The sequence below is a fragment of the Pseudomonas panipatensis genome (assembly GCF_900099785.1).
In the GTDB taxonomy this organism is placed as follows: domain Bacteria; phylum Pseudomonadota; class Gammaproteobacteria; order Pseudomonadales; family Pseudomonadaceae; genus Pseudomonas; species Pseudomonas panipatensis.
In genome coordinates this window covers 1-16,301 of the sequence record NZ_FNDS01000022.1, presented here as the reverse complement: position 1 = coordinate 16,301, position 16,301 = coordinate 1, and the positions used below count along the sequence as shown (strand labels likewise).

18 protein-coding genes and 1 pseudogene are annotated in these 16,301 nt (G+C 57.7%); 14 read left to right on the top strand and 5 right to left on the bottom strand.

Annotated elements, in window-relative coordinates; genetic code table 11:
• A pseudogene (locus tag BLQ74_RS27875) lies at positions 1 to 114 on the top strand (inositol monophosphatase family protein); the annotation flags it as partial.
• A 1,523-nt stretch (positions 115 to 1,637) separates the two neighbouring features.
• On the opposite strand, the gene BLQ74_RS26620 reads toward BLQ74_RS27875, so the two are convergent.
• On the bottom strand, positions 1,638 to 2,564 hold the full coding sequence (locus BLQ74_RS26620; RefSeq protein ID WP_090268507.1) for a transcriptional regulator GcvA: 927 nt from the start codon (positions 2,562 to 2,564) through the stop codon (positions 1,638 to 1,640).
• Between the two features lie 140 nt (positions 2,565 to 2,704).
• Between BLQ74_RS26620 and BLQ74_RS26615 the strand changes: the two genes are divergently transcribed.
• From BLQ74_RS26615 to BLQ74_RS26590, 6 genes are all read left to right on the top strand, one after another.
• Positions 2,705 to 4,000, top strand: coding sequence for an aminotransferase class I/II-fold pyridoxal phosphate-dependent enzyme (locus BLQ74_RS26615; protein WP_212633176.1), 1,296 nt, complete (start codon positions 2,705 to 2,707; stop codon positions 3,998 to 4,000).
• 26 nt (positions 4,001 to 4,026) lie between these two features.
• The gene (locus BLQ74_RS26610) at positions 4,027 to 4,899 is read left to right on the top strand and encodes a TauD/TfdA dioxygenase family protein (protein WP_170842886.1); all 873 of its coding nucleotides are present in this window, start codon (positions 4,027 to 4,029) and stop codon (positions 4,897 to 4,899) included.
• A complete protein-coding gene (locus tag BLQ74_RS26605; protein WP_090268502.1) occupies positions 4,896 to 5,930 on the top strand; it encodes a hydroxyacid dehydrogenase in 1,035 nt (344 codons plus the stop codon). The genes BLQ74_RS26610 and BLQ74_RS26605 overlap by 4 nt, the downstream gene beginning before the upstream one ends.
• A 15-nt stretch (positions 5,931 to 5,945) precedes the next feature.
• Positions 5,946 to 6,368, top strand: a complete 423-nt coding sequence (locus BLQ74_RS26600) for a DoxX family protein (protein WP_090268501.1) — start codon at positions 5,946 to 5,948, stop codon at positions 6,366 to 6,368.
• A 65-nt stretch (positions 6,369 to 6,433) separates the two neighbouring features.
• Positions 6,434 to 7,942 (top strand): UbiD family decarboxylase, encoded by a 1,509-nt coding sequence (locus tag BLQ74_RS26595; protein WP_090268499.1) that lies wholly within the window; start codon positions 6,434 to 6,436, stop codon positions 7,940 to 7,942.
• The gene (locus tag BLQ74_RS26590; RefSeq protein WP_090268498.1) at positions 7,929 to 8,495 is read left to right on the top strand and encodes a UbiX family flavin prenyltransferase; all 567 of its coding nucleotides are present in this window, start codon (positions 7,929 to 7,931) and stop codon (positions 8,493 to 8,495) included. Before BLQ74_RS26595 ends, BLQ74_RS26590 begins: the two co-directional genes overlap by 14 nt.
• A gap of 156 nt (positions 8,496 to 8,651) precedes the next feature.
• On the opposite strand, the gene BLQ74_RS26585 is transcribed toward BLQ74_RS26590, so the two are convergent.
• The gene (locus BLQ74_RS26585) at positions 8,652 to 10,025 is read right to left on the bottom strand and encodes a DHA2 family efflux MFS transporter permease subunit (RefSeq protein ID WP_139199146.1); all 1,374 of its coding nucleotides are present in this window, start codon (positions 10,023 to 10,025) and stop codon (positions 8,652 to 8,654) included.
• 100 nt (positions 10,026 to 10,125) lie between these two features.
• On the opposite strand from BLQ74_RS26585, the gene BLQ74_RS26580 reads away from it, so the two are divergent.
• The 4 genes from BLQ74_RS26580 to BLQ74_RS26565 all read left to right on the top strand — a co-directional run bounded on the left by BLQ74_RS26580 (position 10,126) and on the right by BLQ74_RS26565 (position 12,649).
• Entirely contained in the window at positions 10,126 to 11,052 is a 927-nt protein-coding gene (locus BLQ74_RS26580) for a LysR family transcriptional regulator (protein ID WP_090268494.1), read from the top strand.
• Positions 11,053 to 11,207: 155 nt separating this feature from the next.
• Complete coding sequence (gstA, locus tag BLQ74_RS26575) at positions 11,208 to 11,819, top strand: glutathione transferase GstA (RefSeq protein WP_090268492.1); 612 nt, start codon at positions 11,208 to 11,210, stop codon at positions 11,817 to 11,819.
• A gap of 64 nt (positions 11,820 to 11,883) precedes the next feature.
• Entirely contained in the window at positions 11,884 to 12,255 is a 372-nt protein-coding gene (locus tag BLQ74_RS26570; protein WP_090268490.1) for a Rid family hydrolase, read from the top strand.
• Positions 12,245 to 12,649, top strand: coding sequence for a nuclear transport factor 2 family protein (locus tag BLQ74_RS26565; RefSeq protein WP_090268488.1), 405 nt, complete (start codon positions 12,245 to 12,247; stop codon positions 12,647 to 12,649). The genes BLQ74_RS26570 and BLQ74_RS26565 overlap by 11 nt, the downstream gene beginning before the upstream one ends.
• A gap of 288 nt (positions 12,650 to 12,937) precedes the next feature.
• On the opposite strand, the gene BLQ74_RS27520 is transcribed toward BLQ74_RS26565, so the two are convergent.
• The gene (locus tag BLQ74_RS27520) at positions 12,938 to 13,111 is read right to left on the bottom strand and encodes a hypothetical protein (RefSeq protein WP_170842885.1); all 174 of its coding nucleotides are present in this window, start codon (positions 13,109 to 13,111) and stop codon (positions 12,938 to 12,940) included.
• Between the two features lie 456 nt (positions 13,112 to 13,567).
• Between BLQ74_RS27520 and BLQ74_RS26560 the strand changes: the two genes are divergently transcribed.
• Positions 13,568 to 13,801, top strand: coding sequence for a BPSL0761 family protein (locus tag BLQ74_RS26560; protein ID WP_090268487.1), 234 nt, complete (start codon positions 13,568 to 13,570; stop codon positions 13,799 to 13,801).
• Between the two features lie 290 nt (positions 13,802 to 14,091).
• Here BLQ74_RS26560 and BLQ74_RS26555 read toward each other — a convergent pair whose 3' ends face one another.
• Positions 14,092 to 14,409, bottom strand: a complete 318-nt coding sequence (locus BLQ74_RS26555; protein ID WP_090268485.1) for a helix-turn-helix domain-containing protein — start codon at positions 14,407 to 14,409, stop codon at positions 14,092 to 14,094.
• Positions 14,410 to 14,493: 84 nt separating this feature from the next.
• Between BLQ74_RS26555 and BLQ74_RS26550 the strand changes: the two genes are divergently transcribed.
• Together BLQ74_RS26550 and BLQ74_RS26545 are read left to right on the top strand one after the other, a co-directional pair.
• A complete protein-coding gene (locus tag BLQ74_RS26550; protein ID WP_139199145.1) occupies positions 14,494 to 14,958 on the top strand; it encodes a hypothetical protein in 465 nt (154 codons plus the stop codon).
• A gap of 27 nt (positions 14,959 to 14,985) precedes the next feature.
• Positions 14,986 to 15,633 carry an HAD family hydrolase gene (locus tag BLQ74_RS26545; RefSeq protein ID WP_244507283.1) on the top strand — a complete coding sequence of 216 codons (648 nt, stop codon included), beginning with the start codon at positions 14,986 to 14,988 and terminating at the stop codon, positions 15,631 to 15,633.
• Between the two features lie 167 nt (positions 15,634 to 15,800).
• On the opposite strand, the gene BLQ74_RS26540 is transcribed toward BLQ74_RS26545, so the two are convergent.
• Positions 15,801 to 16,238 carry an inositol monophosphatase family protein gene (locus BLQ74_RS26540; RefSeq protein ID WP_090268482.1) on the bottom strand — a complete coding sequence of 146 codons (438 nt, stop codon included), beginning with the start codon at positions 16,236 to 16,238 and terminating at the stop codon, positions 15,801 to 15,803.
• Positions 16,239 to 16,301: the final 63 nt, after the last annotated feature.

Genomic DNA, 16,301 nt, shown 5'->3' with positions numbered 1-16,301 from the left:
TGACGCCCCGTCGTGCTGGGTAGTCGATCCTAACGATGGTACCGCCGACTTTCTCCTAGAAATATGGGCTCTGCCATTTCCGTTGGGTTGCTGCTGGAAGGCAAGCCGGTCCTATTTCTCAAAGAATTAATTCTCGGAATTTCGAGTTGTTAGTTCTGAGGACTTTTTCCTCGTCGCGGGCATGAACACGCCCTACATAGCACATAATTTAACATAATATACATTATGCGAATCCAAGGGCTTCCACATGGCAATCAGGCTCCAAAGATCACAACCACAACCCCAGGTGTCGGAAATTCTTAAAAACTAGAAAAAACGCCAAATTCCAATAAACCCTATCTTTTCAGAATGTTGAGATCGATTTTTCGCTCTACGCCTCATAAATTCTTGCTTTTAGGCATCCCCGCACCTCGCCATCGAGTAGCGAGATGCTTGAGACTCAATCATTATGGTCCAAGAACGGTAAGCAGGCTTGCTTGGCGAATTTTCTGGCGATGACTCACTGCCCAGTGATATCGTCTCCCAACGGTCAATGGGCGCTGCACGGACGTACTGCGGACGTGCTTAACCCGCCTTACTCCAGATTCCAGTTCTCGTCGACTGCGTAGGTAAAGGGAGACGGCTTTCACGCAGAACCCGCACGGGCACTTGGGCACTCCGGTGCGTATTCTCATATTAAAAAATCACTCAAATCGCTAATATGTTGAAATTAAATATTTATTTTTCTCAGGAAGCGCTTTTGCGATTTTTAATGATCACCATGAGAATTCGGCACTGCTCGCGGCGCCCGGGTCATCTCGATTAGGGCGTATTTGAGAGTACAATATCCGATAATCACCAGACCCGGATATTGTATATACTGTCACCCGAACCGTCCCTCGATCTTCGTCGCCAGGCTCTAGCATGCCGCTTCAACCGCAACCGCTGTTCGAAATCTACGAACGCTTTCACGAGCCGAACTTTCTCCAGCTAAACGCCGAACTCCCGGTCGTGCGCGACTACCTCCACTACTTCGCCGACGACTGCCGCGCGGTCGAGCGCTACTTATGCCGGCAACGAGGCCACCTACAGTTCCTATCGCACCCACGCAGAGCGCTTGCTGCTGTGGGCCCTTCTGGTTGCGCGCAAACCCTTGCTGGACCTGCGCCGCTAGGATGCCGAGGCCTTCATGGAGTTCTGCCTCAATCCCCCTGCCGAGTGGATCGGGCCGGTGATCAAGTCGCGCTTCGTGCGCGTCGGAGGACGCAAGAAACTGGAGTCCGACAGCTATGTCGTGAACCCCGACTGGCGCCCCTTTAGCACCACCCTGGCCAAGCGCGAACGCAAGCTCACTGCCGAGCGCCCCTACCGCATGTCCCAGGGCTCGGTGGCGCAGGTTTTCGCCGTGTGCGGCAGCTTCTTCCAGCAAGCCATGGACGAAGGTGAATCCGTGCTTGAAATCACGGTAGAAATCCTGGACGGTAATGACCTAGAACCCGATGGTCGGTTACACCAAAGTGTAACCGGGCTGCAAACACCGCTATGCGGAGAGCATGGCGTATCGTCTGCAGGCCATGAGCACGCCTGGCTACGAGAACGATTTCCGCCGTATGAATTTTCCCTTTATCTCGGCATGCCCTCAATACAGAACGCAAAGCTTATTCTGGGATTTCGGAAGCTGATGCAGATTCGGCGCTCCGCACCAGATCGATCAGCCAGGTGCGGAATGCAACGACTTTTTTCGAGTTGGCAAGTTCCAGCGGCGTTACCAGATAGAAACCCAGATCGGACTTCAATTTGAGGTTGAACGGCGCCACCAGTTTCCCTGCCTTCAAATCGTCATCGACGTAGGTGGAGCGACCGATACACACCCCCAATCCGTCGATGGCAGCCTGCACCGCCATCATAGCCAGATCGAAGGTCAGCCGCGTGCCTTCGGCGAGTTTCTTCGGTTGCCCTGCCGCGCTCAACCACATGTTCCAGTCGTTGCTGGTCATGCCGCTGACCTGCAACAACGTCTGATTGGCCAGATCGACCGGGCTTTTCAAGGCTTTGGGGCCCGTCAGCAGCTTGGGGCTGCACACAGGAAAGATCTCGTCGGACATGAGCCAGTCTGCCCGCAAGCCCTTCCAGTCGCCGAAACCGTAGCGGATCGCAGCGTCGATGCCACCCTTGCGGAAGTCGACCAGTTCGGTCGATGCGGTGACCTGCACGTCAATATTGGGAAATGCATCCTGAAATGATGCCAGGCGCGGCAACAGCCATTTGGATGCCAGGGAAACCAAGGTGCTGATAGTTAATGCACTGTTGTTGGACGACTCGAGCAACATTTCCGTGGAATAGCGCAACTCATGAAACGCCGAGCGAATGCCAGGAAAATACGCGTAGCCTTCGGTGGTCAGCGCCAGACCATCCTTGAGCCGCAGGAACAGGCGAACGCCCAGTTCATCTTCAAGTCGGCGGATCTGGTGGCTGATGGCCGTCTGTGTGACATTGAGTTCCTCGGCGGCCTTGGTGAAACTCATATGGCGAGCAGCAGATTCAAACGCTTTCAATCCATTGAGAGAGGGAATTCTGGCTACCATAAGACTCCGTAATACTCATGAGATTTTGTCATAAGGTAGCACCCAAGAAGTCCTTTGCAAATTGTTTCAGCGGTCGTGGATCCTAGCGACGTTCTCAGCCACAACGGCTTGAAAACGACCACTCAAAGGATGAGATCGCCTTGAATACAACAGTTGAAATCAACAACAGCTCGGACGAAAAAGCACCACAACTGAAGGCTCGCAATGCATCGAGAATGGCTGAAATCAGCCGTCCGCATTTCGACGCCGCGTATGAAAAAGGTCTGATGGGGGTTTCCTGCCGTGTGCTCGACAACCGCCGCATCGAAATTGCCACCAGCGGCAAGGAAGTGATTGACTACACCCGCTGCGGTTACCTCAATCTGGATACCCACCCAAAAGTGCTCGCTGCCGCCAAGGCTTCGATGGATGAAGTCCCGTCGACGCATTTTTCGGTAGCCCGCACACGCCTTTCCGCCGAGCCGCTGGTACGCCTGGAACACACCCTCGCCAAGTTGTTCGATGTAAACGGTGTGGTGGTGTTCCCGACCGTGGCCGCCGCCAACATGGGCGCCCTACCGCTGCTGGCTGCCGGCCTATTCACCGGCGGTGAGAAGCCGCTGATCGCATTCGACCGTTTCGCCCACGTGACTCTGCAGTACCACATCCCAGTGCTGCGCGAAGAAACCGACGTGATCGTCATCGAGCACAACGATCTCGAACACCTGGAGCGTCTATGCCAGGGCGGTCGCAAGGTCGCCTACGTGGGTGACGGTGCCTACTCGATGGGCGGCGCGGCGCCGGTTCGCCAGCTGCGTGCCCTGCAGGACAAGTACGGTCTGTTCATTTATCTGGACGACGCCCACGGCATTTCGGTGGTCGGCCAGCACGGTGAAGGCTTCGTCCGTTCGCAACTGGACGGCCTGGATGAAAACACTATCGTTGCCGCGTCCTTGGGTAAAGGCTATGGCGCAGCAGGCGGTCTGTTGATGCTTGGTACCAAGCACATCGAAAGCTCGATCCGCCGCTATGCACCAACCTACGGCTTCTCCTGCGCACCGAACATGGCGGCCGTGGGCGCTGCACTGGCGTCGGCGGAAATCCATGCCACGCCGGAACTACACAAACTGCAACGCTCTCTTCGCAACAACATGAAGCTATTCGACAGCCTGATCCCGACCGAAACCAGCGGCAGCGAATTGCCGATCCGGATCGTACGCATCGGTAACGAAGAGGAAGCCATCGCCAAGGGGGAGCACCTGCTGCAACAGGGCCACTACACCTCCGTCGTGTTCTTCCCGACCGTACCACGCGGTCAGGCAGCACTGCGCATGTCGGTCACCTCGGCACACAACCCGGCCGACATCCTCGATCTGAGCCTGATGCTCAAAAGCAGCGATTCGAATCGGGATCGCACCCCTACCGCGGCCCAACCCCAGCCTGCGCTGGCAGTTTGACTAACGCCGTGCAGGAGACTCTCAACGTGAAGCGAACGGATTTGGCGGAAACCTTCGTCACGGCGGTGACGGATTTTGATATCAACACGGCTTCCCTGGACGAGATTCGTACCATTCAGGAGCTGGTATACGAACGCAAAGTGGTGGCACTGAAAAACCAGACGCTGACCCGTGATGGCTATCAACAGTTCGCAGCGTGCTTCGGGGAACTCGAACAGTTCAAGCTCAAGAGTTACCACGACCCGGCGTATCCGAACATTTTGGTGATCAATAACCGCAATGGCGCTGGCGCCGTCGGTGCGCGCAAGCTCGGCAACATGTGGCATAGCGACTCCAGCTACCTGGCCGAGCCACTGCCGCTGACCATGCTGCACGCGCAACAGATTCCGGAGACAGGTGGCGATACGCTGTTCGTGGATATGCAGTCGGTATATGACGATCTGCCGAAGGATCTGTATGAACGGATCAACAATCGTCAGGCGGTACATGACGTGCGCTGGACTTACAAAGTCAAGGAAGATGATGTTGGGGAGTCGATCCAGGAAATCTTCACTTGCCTAGAGCAGACCTTCCCGGCTAGCACCCACCCAACGGTTGCCGTGCATCCGCGCACACAGCGCGAAAGCTTGTACGTCAACCCGGGCTACACCACGCGCATCTGCGATTATTCGCAAGAGCAAAGCCGGGCGTTGCTTGATGAGCTGTTCGCGTTTGCCCTGACGCCGGAGCGGATTTTCAGCTACCAGTGGGAGCCCAACGACCTGCTGATCTGGGATAACCGTTCGGTGCTGCACTGCGCAACCGAACTGCCGCGGGATGCCCAGCGAGTTATGTTCCGCATCGGCGTCAATGACGGCGAGTTCTTTGCCCGGGACGTGTTACAGGAGCACGTCGCATGAACAAGAAGCGCGTACTGATCGCCCATATCCTAGGTGCCGAAGGCAAGCAAATGCTGCGCGAGCGCGACGACATCGAAGTGGTGGAATTTCCTAACACCATCGAACAGGGCCAGTTCCAGGCCTTGCTCGAGAGCTTCGATGCAGTGCACGGCGTGGTTCTCGGCCTGACCCGGTTCGGCACCGCCGAGTTGCAACGCGCAGCGGGTTTGCAGGTGGTGTCGCGGATCGGCGTCGGCTTCGACGCGGTCGACATCCCGGCGATGACCGAGGCCGCGATTCCAGTGATGGTCTGCGCCAATGCCAATCACCGGGCAGTGGCGGAGCACACCCTGGGCTTCATGCTGTCCCTGGCGAAACGTACCGAGGCGCTTACCCATCTGGTGCGCAACGGCGATTGGCATCAGCGCTACGACTACCTGCCCAGTGAACTGGAAGGCCGCGAAGTGCTGCTCGTCGGTTGCGGGCGGATTGGTGCCCGTGTTGCCACGCTCCTGGTCGCGCTAGGAATGCGGGTCAAGGTGTACGACCCGTACCTCGCCCCACGGCAGTTGCCCCACGACGTGGAGCCGGTTGCCGAACTGGAACTCGGACTGGCGAGCGCCGATTACGTCAGCTTGCACTGCCCGAAGACCGCCGAAACGGTCGGCTTGCTGTCCGCCGAGCGTCTAGCCCTGATGAAACCACAGGCGTACGTGATCAACACCGCGCGTGGCGGCATCGTCGACGAGCAGGCGCTCTATCAGGCACTGGTCGAAAAACGCATCGCTGGCGCTGCGCTGGATGTGTTCTTGCCGGAACCGCCGCCCCACAGCAGCGGTCTGCCCAGACTCGACAACGTGATTTGCTCGCCGCACCTGGCCGGAGTTTCCCACGAGGCCGTCAGCCGCATGGCGAAACTGGCCGCCGGAAACGTACTCGACGTTTTCGGCGCTGAGCCAAACCACGAAAACGCGGTGAACCCACAGGTGTTCGACCGAGCGTTTAACCTGGCTGAAGCAGACTCCGTCGACGCCATCCCGTACCCAATCTGACTTATGAGCAATGGAATGTACTTACGCTATCAACTGTTCGATGGCCAACGCGACGCGATGATCCTCGTGGCACGGATCATGATTTTGATCCTCTATGGCTACTTCGGCTTCACCTACGTCACCGACCACAGTAGCTTCGTGACCTACCTCAAATCGGTGAACGCGCCGATCCCTGAGCTCAGCGCGATCGTCGCTACCATCGTCGAGTTTTTCGGCGGACTGGCCCTGCTATTCGGCTTCTGGACCCGCCCCATCGCAGCGATTTTCGTGCTGTACACCATCGGCACCGGGATCATCGGTCATGCGTTCTGGAACACCACCAATCCAGCCGATCATCACACGCTCTTCGTGCACTTCTTCAAGAACGTGAGCATTGCCGGCGGTTTCCTTTTCCTCTGCCTGTTAGGGCCTGGAAAGTACTCGATCGACAAACGTTGATCTTCTGGCGACGGGCGCAGAAATGCGCCCGTTGTTTTTCCATTCGGTCCCTGAGGATACCCAAGATGAACGAACTAATTGAACCGGTTGCCGACCTTCGAGACTGGCTGAGCCGGGCAGAGAAGATCGGCGAACTGCAGACCGTCTCACAAGCCGTCGACCCGATTGAAGAAATGAGCGCTATCACTTATCTGGTGGCCCGCCAAACTGCCTCGCCTGCAGTGCTCTTCGCCCCAGCGGACTCTCCGCTGGGTTTGCGTCATTTGTGGAACATCTTCGGCCCGAGCGTGGCGCGCACCGCGATCACCCTTGAAGAGGCACCGGATACGCCGACCATGGAATTGATCCGGTGCACCAAAGACAAGCTCAAACACAGCATCGCCCCGCTTGAAATCTCGGCTGAAGCCGCACCAATCTATCAGAATACCCTCACCGGCAACGACATCGACCTCACCCGTCTGCCGATCCCCAAACACTGGCCGAGGGATGGTGGCGCCTACGCCGGTACGGCGGATGCGGTATTCACCCGGGATCTGGAATCCGGCTACCTGAACGTCGGCACTTATAGAATGATGGTCCAGGGGCCCCGCGAGGTCGGCCTCTCGCTAGCACCGGGTAAGGATGCCCTGCGTCATATCCACCAGGCGTGGCGAAGGGGCGAGGCTCTGCCCGTCGCCGCAGCCTGGGGCGTCGATCCATTGATGATGGTGGTGGGATCGCAGTCGTTGCCGCCGGGCGTCAGCGAATATGATTTTGCCGGTGGTATCAAGGGAAAACCCATTGAAGTGGTGCGCGCGAAAAACTCCGACTTGCTTATTCCTGCAGCGGCAGAGATTGTCATTGAGGGCGTCATTCGCCCGGGCTCGACCCGTGAAGAAGGGCCTTTCGGCGAGTTCACCGGCTACTACGGCTACAAAGACATCGATTGCCCGCTGATCGAAGTCACCGCCCTGCACTACCGCACCCGACCGATTCTGACCAACGCACTGATGGCGGACTTTCCCTCGAACGAGCAAAGTGCGTTTTTCTCCACCATCCGCTCGGCCAAGATCTGGAGCGACCTTGACAAGCTCGGGATCCAGGGAATTAAAGGGGTATATTGCCCGCCCGCCGCTGCCGGGGCCTTCGGCATGATCGTCATCAGTCTCGAACAGAAATACGCGGGGCATGCCGCACAAGTCCTGGCCCTCGCCAGCCAGGTGCCCGGTGGTGCCTACATCAGCAAATGGATCGTCGCGGTGGATGAGGACATCGATCCCACCGACATGAATCAAGTGCTGTGGGCCATGGCCACGCGCGCCACGCCCAGCGATGACATCGACATTCTGCGCAACACTCGCGGCTCGCCGCTGGATCCGGCACAGAATCCGCCGCAAAAGCGTTTCTTCGGCTCCAAGGCCTTGATCAATGCCTGCAAGGATTACCGCAATATTCGCAACTTCCCGACCCGCACCCTATTGCGCCCATCGGTCTATGAACGCGTGCGCGAGCGCTGGAACGATTTGGGGTTGCCGGGCGAGGTGCCGGTGGTCAGCGTATTCGACAACGCGGTGGATTCCCATGAGCAGCCCTGAACGACGCATCGTGGTCGGCATAAGCGGTGCCAGCGGCGTGATTTACGGCGTGCGCACACTGATGCATCTGCGCGAGCTGGGCATTGCCACCCACCTGATCATGACCAAATCGGCGCAAGTCACGCTGGCCCATGAACTCGACATGAAAGTGGCGGATGTCAAAGCGCTTGCCTGCGTCGTGCACGATCCGGCGAACATCGGCGCATCGATTTCCAGTGGCTCGTTCAAGACCCTGGGCATGGTGGTGGCCCCATGCTCGATCAAGAGTCTTTCGGAAATTTCCAGCGGCATCACCGGCAGCCTGCTCAGTCGCGCCGCCGATGTGACGCTCAAGGAGCGACGGCCATTGATTCTGATGGTGCGGGAAACGCCGTTGCATTTGGGACACCTGCGCAGCATGACCCAGGTCTGTGAAATGGGCGGCATCGTGATGCCGCCGGTACCGGCGTTTTATGCCCGGCCGCAATCCATCGAAGACATAGTCGATCACACGGTCGGCCGAATGCTCGATCTGTTGGGACTGGACACCGGGACGGTACGTCGCTGGGGTTGAACGTTACTGTTGGCTGCTTCTTCGCCAAGTGTGCTTCGGCGCCTTGCCGAATTGCTCTTTCACAACCTGAACTGCGTTTGCCTGCCTGCTCGACACGGGGCAGGCCACGCAACGTCGATTCATTGAAACACTCACCGACCAGCTTCGGCGCGCCGGTCAGCATTCAGTCACGACATCGACTTCGTCGGTGTACAGCCGCAACACGGTCAGCAAGGCGGCGGCAACGAACGACAGAGCAATGATCGACAAGGCGCCGGTGGCGCGCCCCGGCTCTTCTAGCGTGGCGCCGAGCAAGGCAATACCGGTCACCCCACCACATTGGCGCGCGGCATTGAGTACCCCGGAACCGACGCCGACCTTGCCACTCGGCACACTCGCCAGACAAGCGCCGACGATGACGGGCAAGGTCGCACCACCCAGACCGATCAACAGCCCCCCGAGCACCAGGGTGACGCGATCCATTCCATACAGCGCCAGCAATGCCGCCCCGAGCGCTCCACAAAGCATACCGGCGGCACCAACTGAACGGGCACCGAAGGCATTGGATAAACGCCCCGAGAGACTCGCCATCACGCCGGTCGCAATCGTCATGGGGATCATTGCCAGCCCGATCACCACCGGCGTCTGGCCCTGCCCCTGCATCGCGAACGGCAGCGCGAACAGGCTGCCGTAATACGCCAGGGTTTGCAGAAACCCGGCGCCAATGGCGGCGGAAAAGGTTCTGGATTCGAACAGATTCAGCGGCAGCATCGGTTCACGTTGTACCTGTTGCGAATAGATAAACGCCGCGCCCGAAACCAGCGCCACCAGCGACGTCGCGATTACCCAGGGACTGCCCCAGCCCCACACCGGCCCTTCAATCAGGGCAAAGATCAACGACACCAACGCCAGCGCCGAAAGCATTTGCCCCGCCCAGTCAATCGAACGCGGCTGGACGGCTAGGTGACTGCTGCATACCGCGCAATAGCCCAATGCAATCAGACAGAACGGTACGTTCAAATAAAAAATCGAGCGCCAGTCGACCAGTTCCACCAAAACACCGCCCAACAATGGGCCGCTCACCAGCGCGAGTGCTGAGATCCCGCCCCACAAGGCCACGGCCTTGGCCCGGGCCTTGGGATCGGGATACGCCTCAACCAGCAATGCCATGGAGCTGGGTAGCATCAGCGCCGCACCGATGCCTTGAATGGCCCGTGCGACAATCAGTTCAACAACGCCTTGGGCCAATCCGCAGGCGACCGATGAACTGGTAAAAACCAACAGGGCAAACAGGAACACTTTCCTGGCCCCCAGACGATCACTCAACGCACCTGCGGACAACAACAAGCTGGCAAACATCAGGGTGTAGGCGCCGGCGATCCATTGCAGCCTATCCATACCCGTTGCCAGGTCATGCCCGATGCTCGGCAGCGCCACGTTGAGCGCAGTGATATCCAGCGCGACCATGAACGAACTCAACGCCACGCTCACCAGAACACGAGCCGCCGAGGCGGGTCTGGCGGTCAGATCCATTGACAAGGTTTTGTCCACTTTCCAACACCCCACTGTGTATTCAGGGGCGATCCTGAGGCGATGCAGGTACTTCGTAAAATTAAATCTCGATTAGCCAAACATAAGAGGAACTACTGAGATGATGAACCTGATGCATTGGCGCCTGCTGGTCGCCGTGGCTGACGCCGAGAATATTTCCCGCGCCGCCGAGCGCTATGGCATTACCCAGTCGGGCGCAAGTCAGGCCCTGACGCAGATGGAAGAAGCGCTGGGCGTAAAAGTGTTCGTGCGCGACCGCCGCCAGACCACCGCGACAGCCATCGGGCAGCAGATCATCGACCGTGCACGACGCATGCTCAGCGAATTCGAATCGATCCAGAACCTGGTGGATGCGTCGCGCGGATGCCATCTGGGGCGAATCACGCTCGCCAGTTTTCCTTCCGTGTTTGCCAACCTGCTGCCGCCGCTGCTGCAGAGTTTTAGTCGGCGGCACCCCGGCATCGAAATCGTCTCGCTCGAAGGCACCGACGAAGAAGTCGAACAATGGCTGACCAACAGCAGCATCGACCTGGGCGTCGTGCTGAATCCCTGCCCGTCCCGTGGTGCGCTGTTGCTGGGCCGCGACTCCTGGGTGGCGGCAGTCCCCGCGAACCATGACCTGGCCCGCAAGTCCTCGGTCAGCACTGTCGCGCTCAAGGATCTGGTGGAAGAGCCTTTCATCCTCGCGACCGGCGGCTGCTACCTCAATGGTCAGTCACTGGTCGAACGTGAAGGGCTCCAGCTCAAGGACATCAAGATCACCGTGCGCGACTGGACCACGGCGTTTGCGTTGATCAGTGAAGGCATGGGCATTTCGATCGTGCCGGCCTCGACACTGCCGGTTGATCGCCGGGGAATGCGAGTCTTCGAATTGAGCAAACCGATCTATCGTGAGTTCGGCTTGGTTTGCTCATCCGCCGGCGAAAGTACGCCTTCTGCCCAGGCATTTCTCAATGATATCCGCAAGTCGGCTCTCGGCAGCGACCTTCCGATGACGGTTCACAGTACTGAAACGAAAGTCGCCTGATTGGACATAAGAGCGCCTAATGATGGGCGCATAAGATCGTAATTTTACCGTTCGATGACATGACACCAATATGTCTGGAAAGAGGTTCACAGCCGTTTCAGGCTTGGAACGGCAACACGTTCGGGTACGCGTTGCCCGCTTATAAGGAGATACCCATGAAACTGTACTTTGCCCCCATGACCTGCTCCCTGTCACCGCACATCGTGATGCGTGAACTGGGCCTGCCTTTCGAACTGGTCCGAGTTAACAACAAGACCAAGGCCACGGCAGACGGCCGTGACTTCCGTGACATCAACCCAAAGGGATACGTGGCCGCACTCGTGCTGGATAACGACCAGGTGCTGACCGAAGGTCCGGCCATCATCCAGTATCTGGCAGATCAGGTTCCGGGCAATTCCCTGGCACCGGCCAACGGCACCTGGGAGCGGACTCGTCTGCAGGAACTGCTGAACTTCATCTCCTCGGAAATCCATGGCGGCAGCGCGCCATTGTTCAATGCTGAAATCCCCGAGTCAACCAAAGAAATTTTCCGGCAGAAACTGTTCAAGCGCCTGGACTACCTGAACAAGGGCCTGATGAATAAAGACTACCTGCTGGGCGCATTCGGCCTGGCCGATGCCTATCTGTTCACCGTGCTCAAGTGGCTCCCGTTCTTCAATATCGATGTCAAGGACTGGCCGGAGCTGGCCTCGTTCATGGAGCTCATCGATGCACGTCCTAGCGTGCAGGCCGCAATTGCCGCGGAAGAAGCAACGCAGCCGGTTTAAACACGGATGACAGAAGCGGGTCGATGCTGGCTTCTGCCTCACTTCAACCTGGATGAAGCCCCATATGCAGACAATTGACCGCATTCCGAGCGGCCACGCAGGACGTAGCCGTTCCTGCGCCTACGCCAACATCGTATATACAGTGGCAACCTCTGCGGACACCTCACTGGACATCGTCGGCCAGACTCATCAGGCTCTGGCCGCGTTGAGCGCCAGCCTCGAAGGCCTTGGCTCTCACGCCTCACGTATGCTGTCGGCTCAGGTGCTGCTGGCGGACATGAGCAGCAAACCCGTGGTCGATGAAATCTGGGCCCGATGGATTGGCGACAGTCCGCAGCACTGGCCCCAGCGCGCCTGTTACGGCGTCGACTTGGGCGGCAAACTGCTGATCGAAATCATCGTCACGGCAGCGCGAGGAACGGCTGATGATGCATAACGATCAGATCGACCTGGTGATCCGCACCTGCGAAGCACAGCGCAGTGCCGCCATGCTCGGCGGTCATCTGGATATCTTCAGCTACCTGTTCCACCCGGACTTGACCTACATCCACTCCAGCGGTCTGGTCGACAATCTCAAGAGCTACCTTGAGAAATGCCGCTCCCGGGAGTTCATCTATCACGCCCTCAACCATCAAATCAATAAAGTGACCCGGGTGGGTGAACTGGCAATCGCGTTTGGAGAAATGGTCACTAACGTCACCTCCGGGGGCGTGCGAAAACAGCTGCACAACCGAACGCTCATGGCTTGGCAGAAAACCGATGAGCAATGGCAACTGCTGGTCTATCAAGCGACGCCGCTCAAGCCGGCCGTGGTACTCGAGGTAACGTGAGCGATTCACTGTGCTCCAGATTTCGGGCTACAAGAGCCCTCCTAATACACTCAGTGCCTTGGCAACCGTGCGCTGACCTTTACATAGTGACGCCGCGTGATCGAGATTTCGGCGCTCTCCCAGGCGGTAGCCATGGATGCAGTCACGACTGAAGGACGCAGATTTTCCGTTGACGGTGCCGTCACACTGCCCCAATATCTGGCCCAACGCATGAGGTGACAATCGTGCCTACCTTCCGAGGCCCGCAGACGAAAGCTTGCGGGCTTTCGTGTTTCTGGGATATCGAAATCATTCGCTATCGCGCACTTGGTAGACCAGCACGGCGCCGCCGAAGACGAACATCAGCGAGGCCGGAATCAGCATCTGCAGTCCTGTCCGGGGCGGTACCCCGCGACGAGGAAAACTTGAAACTTTTTGGCCGTATTCGACCAGATGTGCCGTTCCCAATGAGACGAATTTCAAACTATTTGCTCGGACGTTGAGGTAACGTCGCGGCTATTCGCCGGTGACCGAAAACTTTAACGAGCGGCGATAGGCTCTAATGCAACTAGATCAGATGTCGATGGATGAGATTGGCAGGATGCTTTTAGTCTCACGCAACTGCACTACTGCACTGATCATCCAGTCCGCGATACATCGGATCTCTCTGCCAGTTTGTTGGAGCTCGAGCCGGTGCGGATCACAACTGCCTTGCCGGCCCCGTTTGCCCACCAGGACGTTCACACCGTCTTGAAACTCAATGTCGCGTTGCTTTCAGTTGGCGATGTCTCTTGCCTGCTCGACATCCTCACGCAGTCGCAAGCATAGCTTTGGGCGGATTTTGCAATATGCGTATGGTGCCTATACCACGTTTCGCTACAACGGAAACCTGCGATAAGCTCTAAGTAGCTATATCTCGCCTACCCCAAGGTAGCTGCCATGACCATGCCCCATGAGCGCACACGTGCCGTCCTTCAAACACGAGATTTTTTGCTGGAAATTTCGCGAGATCAGACCTTGTCCGAAAAGATTCGCCATGACGCGAAGTTCTTGTTACGGCATTACCCCAGCGAATTTGACTTGAAAATGGCAGGTCGAATTGAAGAGAGCGTTCGTGAGTTTCCTATCGGCACACTCGGACCTATATTCAGTTCGCATGTAGATAACTCCTGATTGGAGCGACGAACCTCAACGCTACCCTCTCGGATCTACTGGCCTTCCCTACCCTCGCACGCGGAACGACTCCGTTGGTGATGACTCTGAAGGGAAGCGCTGTCCTTTGCGACTGTTGCGGCAGGAAGTGTTTTATCGCATGGCTTATGGGCCGACCGATCCCGCAGACGTCCTGACGTCTCAGGCCTTCAACAGATGTCGAGGAACAAGGTCAGTCCCGCTGGAAACATGGTTGATCTTCCCTGCCCTTGTCGACACCCTCCTCCAGCATGTCCGCAGGGCCATGCTCTCTATCTGACTCTATTGCATTTGATGCTGTCCGCCGGCTCTGATCGGAGGGCTTTGAGTTCGTCGCGAACTTGGCTGAGCAGGAGTTCTGGGCTCAGGCAAGGATCCTCATGGAGAAACGCCTCAGCAATTAGCGTGAGCGGATGAACCTTCAGTACGCCTGAGAGCTGCTCAATCTTCTCAAGCGTGGGTCCCTTCAGCCCTCGCTCCAGGGTGCTGAGATAGGTCCTGCTGCTGATAATGGAGAAGTCCTCCTGGGTCAGCCCTCGCTGTTGTCTAACGTTGCGAAGCGCGATTCCAAAAGCCTTGATCAGATCCATTTGCCAAACCCACGTGCAAAAGGAATGATGAGGCCTTTCCGAATCCTATAGAGCTACAATCTATAGGGCTCACTTGGAGGCTGCATGTTCAATACCTACCCACAGGCAGAGCTTTGGCTTGGCTCTCTGGCTGGTCTACGCGGACAGAGGACGTGGTCTTTCGTCGAACAGGACGGATTAGCCCCTTGGATTTTTGTGCAGATTGCGCGCAGGCAGCGATCCGTCAAGGAAACCTGCATGCTCATGCTCGGCAGCACAGCTGAATTAGCTCAGTTGATCGAAGCGCAATCTGACAGCATGTGGTTGGAGCAGGCCTATCTGGTCTCCCCTCCCTTCATAAACCATAGTGAATCGTGGTTGATGGAGACCTTGCTAGAGATCGAGGCAGTGACCGAAGCAGACTCGCGCCGTTCGCACGTGATTTTTAAGATGGCCAACGGGAATCTCTATTCACTAGAAGACTACCCTTTGGCTCGAGTGGCAAAGAGCCCGATCATCTTCTCCGCAAAATGCCATGTGAAGCCTCAGGCAAATGGTCCTCAGCGCTGAGTCATCCCATCCTGCCAGGTAAGCCGCTTGAAGACGCCCTCCAGCCGCAAACCAGCCATCAAAGCGGTGGTTTTTGACGCCTTCGGCACTTTGCTGTGCATCGGCACCCGCAAACAACCCTACCTCCAACTCATGCGACTCGCACGCGAGGCAGGACGGCCACCTCAATGGGATGATGCGCGCACGCTCATGACCCACAAACTGGGCTTGGCGGCAGCCGCAGAACGATTCCAAGTGTCGCTGCCAATATCCAGCCTTGCAGCGCTTGAGCGAGACCTGTTCGAGGAACTCAGCAGCGTCACCCTGTATTCAGATGCTCTGCCGGCGATCAGCGTGCTGCGTGAGGCTGGGATCAAAATTGCAGTGTGCTCCAACCTCGCAGCACCTTATATGGTGCCTGTGAAACTGCTTCTCCCCGCACTGGATGCCTACTGCTGGAGTTTCGATGTCAGCGCTATAAAGCCAGAACCGGCGATATACCAGCATGTGGCGCACCAACTCGCTTGCCCGCCGAGCAGCCTCGCTATGATCGGGGATACACTGGGTGCCGATTGCCTCGGTCCGCGTCGCTGCGGCCTTCGAGGCTATCACCTCTGCCGGCAAGCAGAGCCGGCAGAGGATGCCTTCAGCGACCTTATCAGCTTCGCCCGTTTTGTAGTGGACACAACTGAATAGCCTCCTGAAACGGCCGCCTTCAAGGCATGTGAGCTGGGGGCGGGGGCAATATGGCGCAGCTTTAGCTTGGTGCCACCCCGCCGAAGTTGCGGTAGTTTGGCACCAAACGTCGCCATTCGCGCTGAACGAGCAATTGGCAAGCTCCTGCTGCTCCTCCGAAGCAACCGCTAACCAACTGTGTGAAGCGTGCTTGAGTGTCGTAGGTGATAGGCGGGCAGCTCTCCGCCTACCGCCCGTAGCAAAGCGTGGCCAGCCGCCACATCGCGCGGAGATACCGGGAAAAGGGAAATTGCTGCAACGCCATCACCGGCAGCCACTCGCGCCAGGCGATAGGCAATGCTCGGCATGGGCTCACATCGCGCCGGCGCACAGAGTTCATCATTAAGTTCCAGATGGCGCTTTGCGGCAGCACTGACAAACACTACAGAACCATCCAGAGGCATGGTCGCGAGTTGTCCAGTAATGGCTATGCCGTTGCGTCGTAGCTCTCCCCGACCCAGCTGCAAGGCCAAGCAGTCAGCTCCCCGCGGCGTGAGTGGCCCATAGACCACCCCTAGGACCGGTTTGCCTTCCAGCAGCAACCCAACGGAAATGGCAGAGCCCATATTTCTAGGAGAAAGTCGGCGGTACCATCGTTAGGATCGACTACCCAGCACGACGGGGCGTCA